The sequence below is a fragment of the Rhodococcus sp. BS-15 genome (assembly GCF_000813105.1).
In the GTDB taxonomy this organism is placed as follows: domain Bacteria; phylum Actinomycetota; class Actinomycetes; order Mycobacteriales; family Mycobacteriaceae; genus Rhodococcoides.
In genome coordinates this window covers 1-9,280 of the sequence record NZ_BAOX01000197.1, presented here as the reverse complement: position 1 = coordinate 9,280, position 9,280 = coordinate 1, and the positions used below count along the sequence as shown (strand labels likewise).

At 66.2% G+C, this 9,280-nt stretch carries 13 protein-coding genes; 9 read left to right on the top strand and 4 right to left on the bottom strand.

Annotated features, from left to right (window positions below; genetic code table 11):
• The 5 genes from RHBS_RS19125 to RHBS_RS30930 all read left to right on the top strand — a co-directional run.
• The coding region (locus RHBS_RS19125; RefSeq protein WP_145977546.1) for an HNH endonuclease signature motif containing protein at positions 1-1,095 on the top strand (1,095 nt) is incomplete at its 5' end.
• 385 nt (positions 1,096-1,480) lie between these two features.
• Complete coding sequence (locus tag RHBS_RS29790) at positions 1,481-1,669, top strand: hypothetical protein (RefSeq protein WP_121871799.1); 189 nt, start codon at positions 1,481-1,483, stop codon at positions 1,667-1,669.
• Positions 1,670-1,811: 142 nt separating this feature from the next.
• Positions 1,812-2,495: a response regulator transcription factor gene (locus tag RHBS_RS19115; protein WP_121871798.1), complete on the top strand. Its 684-nt coding sequence runs from the start codon at positions 1,812-1,814 to the stop codon at positions 2,493-2,495.
• Positions 2,492-3,028 (top strand): hypothetical protein, encoded by a 537-nt coding sequence (locus RHBS_RS30935; protein ID WP_237669433.1) that lies wholly within the window; start codon positions 2,492-2,494, stop codon positions 3,026-3,028. The genes RHBS_RS19115 and RHBS_RS30935 overlap by 4 nt, the downstream gene beginning before the upstream one ends.
• 142 nt (positions 3,029-3,170) lie before the next feature.
• Positions 3,171-3,941 carry a cell wall metabolism sensor histidine kinase WalK gene (locus tag RHBS_RS30930; RefSeq protein ID WP_237669432.1) on the top strand — a complete coding sequence of 257 codons (771 nt, stop codon included), beginning with the start codon at positions 3,171-3,173 and terminating at the stop codon, positions 3,939-3,941.
• On the opposite strand, the gene RHBS_RS19105 is transcribed toward RHBS_RS30930, so the two are convergent.
• The gene (locus RHBS_RS19105) at positions 3,942-4,427 is read right to left on the bottom strand and encodes a GNAT family N-acetyltransferase (RefSeq protein ID WP_121871796.1); all 486 of its coding nucleotides are present in this window, start codon (positions 4,425-4,427) and stop codon (positions 3,942-3,944) included.
• Positions 4,428-4,436: 9 nt separating this feature from the next.
• Positions 4,437-5,177 (bottom strand): 1-acyl-sn-glycerol-3-phosphate acyltransferase, encoded by a 741-nt coding sequence (locus RHBS_RS19100; RefSeq protein WP_121871795.1) that lies wholly within the window; start codon positions 5,175-5,177, stop codon positions 4,437-4,439.
• Positions 5,178-5,263: 86 nt separating this feature from the next.
• On the opposite strand from RHBS_RS19100, the gene RHBS_RS30925 reads away from it, so the two are divergent.
• Together RHBS_RS30925 and RHBS_RS30920 are read left to right on the top strand one after the other, a co-directional pair.
• Complete coding sequence (locus RHBS_RS30925; protein ID WP_237669429.1) at positions 5,264-5,731, top strand: hypothetical protein; 468 nt, start codon at positions 5,264-5,266, stop codon at positions 5,729-5,731.
• Positions 5,718-6,134, top strand: coding sequence for a hypothetical protein (locus tag RHBS_RS30920; protein WP_237669427.1), 417 nt, complete (start codon positions 5,718-5,720; stop codon positions 6,132-6,134). The genes RHBS_RS30925 and RHBS_RS30920 overlap by 14 nt, the downstream gene beginning before the upstream one ends.
• 10 nt (positions 6,135-6,144) lie before the next feature.
• Here the strand turns inward: RHBS_RS30920 and serS are convergent, their stop codons facing one another.
• Together serS and RHBS_RS19085 are read right to left on the bottom strand one after the other, a co-directional pair.
• The gene (gene serS / locus RHBS_RS19090; RefSeq protein ID WP_121871793.1) at positions 6,145-7,398 is read right to left on the bottom strand and encodes a serine--tRNA ligase; all 1,254 of its coding nucleotides are present in this window, start codon (positions 7,396-7,398) and stop codon (positions 6,145-6,147) included.
• Between the two features lie 11 nt (positions 7,399-7,409).
• Positions 7,410-7,802: an ankyrin repeat domain-containing protein gene (locus RHBS_RS19085; protein WP_121871792.1), complete on the bottom strand. Its 393-nt coding sequence runs from the start codon at positions 7,800-7,802 to the stop codon at positions 7,410-7,412.
• Between the two features lie 34 nt (positions 7,803-7,836).
• On the opposite strand from RHBS_RS19085, the gene RHBS_RS19080 reads away from it, so the two are divergent.
• Both RHBS_RS19080 and RHBS_RS19075 read left to right on the top strand, forming a co-directional pair.
• Complete coding sequence (locus tag RHBS_RS19080; RefSeq protein WP_121871791.1) at positions 7,837-8,922, top strand: septum formation family protein; 1,086 nt, start codon at positions 7,837-7,839, stop codon at positions 8,920-8,922.
• Positions 8,923-8,935: 13 nt separating this feature from the next.
• Positions 8,936-9,268, top strand: coding sequence for a metallopeptidase family protein (locus RHBS_RS19075; RefSeq protein WP_082073870.1), 333 nt, complete (start codon positions 8,936-8,938; stop codon positions 9,266-9,268).
• The last annotated feature ends 12 nt before the right edge of the window (positions 9,269-9,280 follow it).

Genomic DNA, 9,280 nt, shown 5'->3' with positions numbered 1-9,280 from the left:
ACCGGCGTCATGTCCGTCGACCACGCCGCGCTGATCCTCACCTTCGTCGAAACACCACCGAAGGACCTCCCGGAAGAGGGTCGCGATATAGCCCGCACCGCGATGATCGCCGCCGCGACCGGGCCCGACGCGCGTACCGGCCGGATCCGTGCAGCGATCACCAAGCTCGAGGACGAGTTCGGCGGCAAGACCCCACCACCCGAGAACACCGACCGCAACGAACTCTTCGCCTCGAAGACGTTGAACGGGCGGTTGGTGCTCAAAGGAGATTTCGATGCGATCACCGGCGAGAAGCTGCTCACCGCACTCTCACCGTTGACCGAACCCCGACCCGCAGCCGACGGCACCGAGACACTCAAAATCGCAGACGACCGCAGCCCCGCCCGACGCAGGGCCGACGCCTTCGGCCACATCCTCGACCAGTACCTCGCCTCCAGTAGCCGGCCCACCGAAGGCGGCGAACGCCCCCACCTGAACCTGCACATCAGCCTGCGCGATCTCACCGACCTCCGCGACAGTGCAGACACCGACGACATCACCGACGACGAGAACACCCGCACTGCAGACGAATCCGATGACGACGGCCACCCTGCCGCGGATCGTGACGCATACAGGGACCTGTTCGGCGACGGCACCACCGTCGGGTGGCTGCCCTGGATGGGGCCACTGTCCCACAACACTTCCCGGCAACTCGCCTGCGACTGCGTCCTCACCGCCATCGTCATGGACGAGCACGGCTCCCCGATCAACCTCGCCCGCACCGCCCGCACCGTCACCGCCAAACAACGCAAAGCCCTCATCGCACGAGACCACACCTGCGCGTTCCCCGGCTGCGGCAAACCCGCCGCGTGGACAGAGGCGCATCACATCTGGCATTGGGCCGATGGTGGCCCCACCGACATGAACAACCTCGTTCTACTGTGCGGATTCCATCACCGACTCATCCACCACAGTGACTGGGAAGTGTTCATCGGCACCGACAACCACCCCTGTGGGGGCACCTCCCGCTTGCGGGGGATCGTACCACCAGCAACCGTCGACCCCTACCGACAACCTCGACCATCCCACGCCCGAGCAGGCCCCCACATCGCCTGAGCCTGCCGACACGAACCGAACGAACAATCCAGCCCCGCACCGAGAACGGTGCGGGCTGGACGAGGTTGATTCAGGAACCCGAGGGAGCTGCCGGCGGAGCGGAGGAGTCGCGCCATCGGCCGGAGCAGGCGGCGTCACACCGTCACCCTCAGCACCCGGTGTGGGCGGAGCAGGCGGCGTCGCACCGTCACCCTCAGCCGGAGGCGCAGGCGGCGTCGCCCCATCTCCCGGGGTCGCAGGAGTAGCACCGTCCGCAGATCCCGGTGGTGTCGGAACAGCGGGAACCGTAGCTCCGTCACCGGAATCCGGAGCTGCCGGCACTGCAGGTACATCCGACCCGCCACCTCCGTCGGTCCGCTGCCCGAGGGTCGAAGTCGACGCCACCGTGGACACTCCGGGCGAGACGTCCGGCCCAGTCGCAGCGAAGACTGCCGATGCAACCAGCGCACCGACTGCGAGTCCCGCTGCCGCCGTCGCCACCAGCGGTACCCGTCCCTTCCACCGCTTCGGACTGGTCTCTCGAACCGCGTTGCCGGGGACTGGCTCCGGGTTCGAGGCGGCGGGGATCGGCTGAGTCTGATCGTTCACGTTCACTCCATGTTCTGGTCTGTGTCGTTCGTTTCGGTCTGTCATCGACCCTGCCGCGGCTAGCTGAAGTCACCCTGAAGCCGCGCGCATCTTCAGGATCACTTCAGCTGGTGGGTGACAATCGAGGCATGACATACAGTTCCGCTCCCCGGGTGATGGTGGTGGAGGACTCGTTACCCATCCGAGAAGCGCTGATGGCCGCATTCGAGGACGCGGGATTCACCGCCGCGTCCTTGCCCGACGGCGACGACTTCGAGACCACGATGGCAGGCTTCCGCCCCGATGTCGTGATTCTCGACGTCATGCTGCCCGGCGCGCGGGACGGGTTTGCGCTCATCGACATCGTCCGCCAGAGCAGCGATGCAGGAATCATCATGGTCACCGCGAAGGATCGGCTGGAAGACCGCCTGCGTGGATTGACCGACGGCGCAGACGACTACGTGGTCAAGCCGTTTCAGCTCGACGAGGTGGTCGCACGAGCGAAATCGGTGCTGCGTAGACGCGGCAGATCCTCGGACGCCATCCAAGTGGGCGATCTACTGGTCGACGAGTCCGCGGGGGTCGTCACCCGCGCCGGTCACGTCCTCGATCTGACGGCGACCGAACTCCGGTTGGCAACCTTCCTCGTCGCGCAGCGCGGTCGCACTGTCTCGAAAACATCTATCCTCGAATCGGGTTGGGGCTACGGCGCGTACGACGCCAACCTGGTGGAAGTGCACGTCAGTGCGTTGCGTCGCAAGATGGAAGCCCATGGACCGCGGTTGATCCACACCGTCCGCGGCCTCGGTTACGCCCTGCGGGCCCCGCAGTGAACCGCACACCGACGCCGTCGTTGCGTACGCGAGTGGTCGCCACTGTCGTCGTCCTGTTCGCGGTACTTCTGGTGATCGTTGGGGCATCGGTCGATGTCGTTCTGGGTCAACAGCTTCGGCGCGATCTGGAAGCGCGGTTGACCGACAGGGCATCCCGTGCGATCGAGCTCGTGGAGAGCGGCGTCGAGTCCAGCGATCTGGTGCAGTCCCTCCAGGGCGACGCCATCCGAGTACGTGTCACCGCGGCAGACGGCACGGTCTACGGCGCACCCGGCAGCGGACCGCCCGGGCCGGATATCAGGCCCGCAACCCCGGCCCCGCCTGCCGGACAGTCGAAGACTCCCAGCCCTCCCGGTCCACCCGATCCTCCTGCCCCGCCGTCGGATTCGCTGGAGATCACCGAGCCCCTGCCCGACGGGTCGACGCTGTCGCTACTCGGCGACACCACCGCGATCGCCGATGTCCGCCGGCAATTACGCATCCTGATGGTGCTGCCGGTGCTGTCACTCTGCTGCTGGCCGCCGCCGCACTGACCTACGCGGTGCGGCGCGCGCTGTCACCTCTGGACTCCATGACGTCGGTCGCGCGCCGAATCACCAACGGCGACAGAGGCGACGGCTTCTTCCATCCAAGCCGAAGACGGACCTGGGCCGCACAGCATCAGCCGTCGACGAGATGCTCGACGCCCTCGAGGATGCCGAGCGCAAGGAGGCTGCGGCCGCGCAGTCGGCGCGTCGAGCAGAGGAGGACATGCGACGGTTCCTGGCCGACGCGGCACACGAATTGCGTACGCCGGTAGCCGGGATCTCGGCGCTGGCTCAGTCGTTGCAGCGCGACGCCGAGCACCGCCCCGATCGGGTCGGGAGATGGAGCGAGCTGTTGGTCGGCGAATCTGCCAGGGCGTCGCGGCTGGTGGGCGACATGCTCGATTCCGTTCGTGCAGAGAACACTTCGGAGCTGGAGGTGACCGACGCAGACCTCGCCGACGTGGTTCGGCGCACCGTCGATCGCGCGGCCCTGCTGTCCCCTCAGGTCCGGTTCGAGGTCGACGGATCGCAACCGGTGCCGGTCAGGGTGGACGTGGGCCGCGTCGAGCAAATTGTCTCGAACGTCCTCGACAACGCCGCTCGTTTCACACCGCCCGGCGGTACCGTCCGAGTGACGACAGGAGCCGATTCACAGGCGTTCGTCACCGTCGATGACGAGGGTCCCGGCGTCGCAGAAGCCGATCGCGAACGCGTCTTCGAGCGGCTCGTACGACTGAACTCTGCGCGTGACCGTTCTTCGGGCGGCGTCGGGCTGGGGTTGTCCATCGCACGCACGCTGGCGCGCGCTCACGGCGGCGAACTCGTCTGTGCCGCAGGACCTACCGGCGCACGATTCCGTCTGACACTTCCCAGCCCTACCGGTCGTTCCGCGGGCTCCACTCCGGCGAACCACCGATAGCTATTCGACGATCAGGTCCATCAAGAGGCTGTCGTGCCAACCGCCCGGACCCTTCTCGTATTTGCGCATGATTCCGACGGGCTCGAAACCGACTGCGCTGTAACAGGCTATGGCCACAGCGTTGTCGGCAGCGGGGTCGATCACCAACCGATGATGCCCCAGGTCGACTGTCAGGTACCGCACCAGCGTGCCGACGGCGTCCTTTCCGACGCCGCGGCCGTGCACTGCCGGGTCCAAGAAGATGTCGATCGACGCATGCCGGTACATCGGATCGGTCTCTTCGCTGAACTGGATCAATCCCACTGTTGCGCCGTCGAATTCGACAACCAGACGCTTCTCCTCGGGGTTGTCGAACGGCCAGTTCTCGTCGGCGTCCTCGTCGCCCCACCGCGCGTACACCTCGGGGGTGTGCAGTATCCGGCGTAGCTCCGGCACGTCCTCGGCGGTGACGGGCCGCAACACGACCCGTTCACCGCGGAGGTTCATCGCCGTGCTCTACTCGGCCCGCTTGGCCGCACGTGCCGCGAGGTCCTGGGCGTCGAGCTTGTCTGCTTCTTCGAGGGTCGGTGCGCTGCCGCCCAATCGCGCCGGAACCCAGTACGCGCCCGGCTCGTGGTGGTAGCTCTCCTGCAGTTCCAGCAGCATCTTCTGCATCACTGTGCGCAGTTTCTCGGTCAGCTCGTTCGGTGGGCCGACCGGCGGCAACGGCTCACCGACGGCGATCGAGATGGGAGTGTTGGTGCGGCCCAACCGTTTCGGATATCCCTTCGTCCACACACGCTGCGCACCCCAGATGACCGTCGGGATGATCGGCACGCCTGCCTCGATGGCCATGCGCGCTGCGCCGGACTTGAATTCCTTGATCTCGAAGCTGCGGCTGATGGTCGCCTCCGGGTACACGCCCACAAGCTCGCCGTTGCGCAGGCTCGCCACGGCCGACTTGTACGACTCCGCGCCTGCTCCACGATCGACGGGGATGTGCCGCAGTGCACGCATGATCGGGCCGGAGATCTTGTTGTCGAAGACTTCCTTCTTCGCCATGAACCGGATGTAGCGCTTCACCCGTCGCGGCGGTAGCCCGGCGTAGGTGAAGTCCATGTATCCGGTGTGGTTGACGGCGATGACGGCTCCGCCGGTGGCAGGGATGTGTTCCTCGCCCTCGACGTCGAATTTCAGGCCCTCGAACGCGAACACTGCACGAGCGATGCCGATGACTGATCGGTAGACGGGTTCCACAGTCCGTTAGCGTAGTCGGTGGACGATGCCGGAGAAAAGGTCCGGGAGATGACAGGTCCGGTCGAAAGCAACGGGGGAGAAACGAAGTGAAGAACACTGCGGCATCACCACGGCGGACCAGGGTCGTCCGAACCGCGCTGCCGCTGATCGCAACGCTGGCCCTGGTGGGGGCCTGCGATTCCGCAGTCGGACTGCCGTCCGAACAGTCCGGGGCGACGAGCAACACCACCGAGGCAACGACGTCGACGACAACTCCGACCACGGCCTCCGCGACCACCACCACGCCCCCACCGATTCCGCCCGGCCCACCCGTCGGCGAGGTTCCCGGTAACCCCGATGCCGCGATGGCGCTGCGACCGTTCGTGGGCGACCTCACCGGCGGCGGAATCGGCGTCGTCACGGCACGGTGCTGGACGGTTCCGCCCACCGACGTTCCGACCATGTACGTCGACCCCGAGGCCATCCTCGCTGCCGTTGCCGCCCCCCGGCGTCGACGGCCAGTACGCGGTGACGTGGACCGGGCCCACCGCGACGGTCAGCGTGAAGCGCAGTGAGATCGCCTCCGGCTACGCATGCCCCACCGTCTACCCCACCGGCACCGCCCCCGTGTTCGACGCGGCGGACGCGGTCTACACCGTCGATCGCTATCTGGGGCGTCTCGCCGGAATTCCGGTCAACCCCAGCGATATGGAAGAGACGTACCCACTGGTGTGTGACGGCCGTCAGACCTGGGATGCTCTCGGCACCGGCGTTCCCACTGTCCCGCCGCTGGTGGCCGATCCCGACATCCTGCCCGGCATCACCTCGTTCGACCCCGACAGCGTGTTCGTCACCGGGCAGAACGGCATCTACACCCAGGTCAACGCAGACATCATCGACGCAGCCGGGGTGTACCAGAACCGCACGTTCGTGCTGGCCATCGGCGGCGAGGGTTACTGCATCGGCGACATCGCCTGAGCCGACCCAACTAGCGCAGAACATCCGTCCCGACGAAAGGAACCAGCGCCTCGGGGACGCGGACGGTGCCGTCGGCCTGCTGGTGGTTTTCGAGGATCGCGACGATCCAGCGGGTGGTGGCGAGGGTTCCGTTGAGGGTCGCTGCGGTCTGCGGCTTGCCGTTCTCGTCGCGGTAGCGCACGCCGAGGCGTCGGGCCTGGAAGGTCGTGCAGTTCGAGGTGGAGGTCAGCTCGCGGTAGGCCTGCTGGGTGGGAACCCATGCCTCGCAATCGAATTTGCGAGCGGCCGAGGAGCCGAGGTCGCCGCCTGCGGTGTCGATGACGCGGTAGGGCAACTCGACGGCGGCGAGCATTTCCTTCTCGTACTCCAGCAGCTTCTGGTGTTCGGCGGCTGCGTCCTCGGGTTTGATGTAGGAGAACATCTCGATCTTGTCGAACTGGTGCACTCGGATGATGCCGCGGGTGTCCTTGCCATAGCTGCCCGCTTCGCGGCGGAAGCACGACGACCATCCGGCGTACCGCTTCGGGCCGTCGGCGAGGTCGATGATCTCGCCCGAGTGGTAGCCCGCAAGAGCAACTTCCGAGGTTCCGACGAGGTAGAGGTCGTCGGCTTCGAGGCGATAGATCTCGTCTGCGTGTGCGCCGAGGAATCCGGTTCCCGACATGATCTCCGGCCGCACCAGCACCGGCGGGATCATCATCGTGAACCCGTTCTTGACGGCTTTCTGCGCGGCGAGCTGGAGCAATCCCTGCTGCAGCAATGCGCCGTAGCCGGTCATGAAGTAGAAGCGCGAGCCCGAGACCTTGGCTCCGCGTTCCATGTCGATCAGATTCAGCGACTCACCGAGCTCGAGATGATCCTTGGGCTCGAAATCGAACTCCGGGATCTGCCCGACGGTCTCGAGCAGCACGAAATCGTCCTCGCCGCCTGCGGGCGTGCCGTCCTGGACGATGTTGGAGATCGCACGGTGGGCGGTGTCGAGGGCAGCGTCGGCCTCGGCTTCGGCAGCCTGAGCGGCCTTCACTTTGGCAGCAAGCTCCGATGCTCCGGCGAGCAGACCCGGACGGTCCTCGGCGGAAGCCTTGCCGACCTGCTTTCCCAACGCCTTCTGCTCGGCACGCAGCTGATCGCCGGCCAGAACCGCGGCCCGGCGGGATGCGTCGGCATCGAGAAGTGCGTCGACGAGAGCGGGGTCCTCGCCTCGGGTGCGCTGCGAGGCACGCACGGCATCGGGGTTTTCGCGAAGGAATTTCAGGTCGATCACGAGAGGGAACCTTACTTGCCGAGCAACCCCAGGTAGTCCTCGCGTCCGAACATCGTGGCGGCATCGATTGCCGACGGGTGGCCGCCGTGCGGATCGGCTCCACCGTCGACGAGCACGCGCACCACGTCGTCCTCACCTTTGAAGACCGCGCCCGCGAGTGGGGTCTGCCCTTTGTCGTTGGGCTTGTTCACATCGGCACCGCGCTCGACCAGTACCCGCACCGCGTCGGCGTGCCCGTGGTAGGCCGCGAGCATGACCAGCGTGTCGCCCGACTCGTTGTGCAGATTCACCGGAACACCTGCGTCGACGTAACTCGCCAAAGCGGCCGCGTCACCGGTGCGGGCCATCGCGAACAGTCGGCCGGCGAGCTCGCTGAGGTCGTCGTCACCTGTTGGGTCGCTCATGAGGACCGAACATACTCGGGCATGATGGAGGGCGATGTCCGGATACGAAACAGACTCCCCGCCGAGCGAGAAGTCTCGGCGAACACTGTCTGCACTCACAGCTCGACGTGGGCTCGCCATGGTTGCGGTCGGTGCGGTGCTGGCCGCGGGGGCGACGGTCTTTCTTTCCGACGGGTTCTCGACGCCCGAAAAGATCACCACCCATGCGACGGCCAGTGGGCCCGCGACCGATGGGCCAGTTTCGGCGTCCTCCTTCGGTGCTGCCGATCCGGGCGCATGCCTGCAGTGGACGCCCACCGACGATCCGGAGACGGACCGACAGGATCTCGCCGAAGTATCGTGCGCCGATCCCCATCGCTTCGAGGTGGCTCGCGATATCGACATGAGCGTCTACCCCGGCGTCGAATTCGGACCGGGCTCGCCGTATCCCGGATCCATCCGGTTCAGCGAATTACGCGACGAACACTGCGCGGCAGCCGTCGACGACTACGTCGGAGCCAAGTTCGATCCCAACGGACGCTTCGGCGTCGGGCTGATGTTCCCCAGCCAGGCCGGTTGGGCCAAGGGAGAGCGGACGCTGCGCTGCGGGGTGCAGATGCCGTCGAACACCGGCGCACTGATGGAGATGACCGGCTCGATTCTCGACCAGGACCAGTCGAAGGTCTGGCCAACCGGCACCTGCGTCGGCATCAACCAGAACGTGCCTGCCGATCCGGTGGACTGCTCGGCACCGCACGCGTACGAGGTGGCGTCGGTGATCAACCTGACGCAGCAGTTCCCCGGCGAACACCCGTCCGAGGGCGATCAGGACGCATACCTGGAAGGCACGTGCACCGACGCCGTCAACGGATATCTCGGCTCGGACACCGCACTGCGAGACAAGACGCTCACCCTGTTCTGGGACACCATCGACGTCGCGAGCTGGCTCGCCGGTAGTCGCCAGGTGACGTGCTCGGTGGGTGCCGAACTCGATTCAGGCGGCTTCGCGACCATCGTCGGCACCGCCAAGGGCGACATCCTCATCAACGGTGCTGCTCCCGTCCCGCCGCCCTCCGCTCCCGACGGCCGCGCACTTCCGACACCGCTGCCCGGTGCCGCCCCGATCACCACCGGAGGGTGACATTCCCACCCACATGACCCGCGTCGACTTCGAAGAAGCCGTGTCCGACGCCCTCGACACCCTGCCGCGTGAGCTCACCGACTTCATGAACAACGTGGTCGTTCTCGTCGAGGAGGAACACCCCACTGAGGACATCCTCGGGTTGTACGAGGGCATCGCACTGACCGAACGCTACGAGTACAGCGGACACCTACCGGACGTCATCACCATCTACCGCAAACCGATCCTCGAGATGGTCGACGACGAAAACGAGGCCCGACGGGAAATCGCGATCACCGTCGCCCACGAAATCGGACATCACTTCGGCATCGACGACGAGCGACTGCATCAACTCGGATTCGGCTGAGCGCACCGACCC

Excerpts from the sequence above, each read along its gene's own strand:
- RHBS_RS19115 (WP_121871798.1), top strand. The coding sequence starts at position 1,812 with ATGACATACAGTTCCGCTCCCCGGGTGATGGTGGTGGAGGACTCGTTA.
- RHBS_RS30930 (WP_237669432.1), top strand. The coding sequence starts at position 3,171 with ATGCTCGACGCCCTCGAGGATGCCGAGCGCAAGGAGGCTGCGGCCGCG.
- RHBS_RS19105 (WP_121871796.1), bottom strand. The coding sequence starts at position 4,427 with ATGAACCTCCGCGGTGAACGGGTCGTGTTGCGGCCCGTCACCGCCGAG.
- RHBS_RS19085 (WP_121871792.1), bottom strand. The coding sequence starts at position 7,802 with ATGAGCGACCCAACAGGTGACGACGACCTCAGCGAGCTCGCCGGCCGA.
- RHBS_RS19080 (WP_121871791.1), top strand. The coding sequence starts at position 7,837 with ATGTCCGGATACGAAACAGACTCCCCGCCGAGCGAGAAGTCTCGGCGA.
- RHBS_RS19075 (WP_082073870.1), top strand. The coding sequence starts at position 8,936 with ATGACCCGCGTCGACTTCGAAGAAGCCGTGTCCGACGCCCTCGACACC.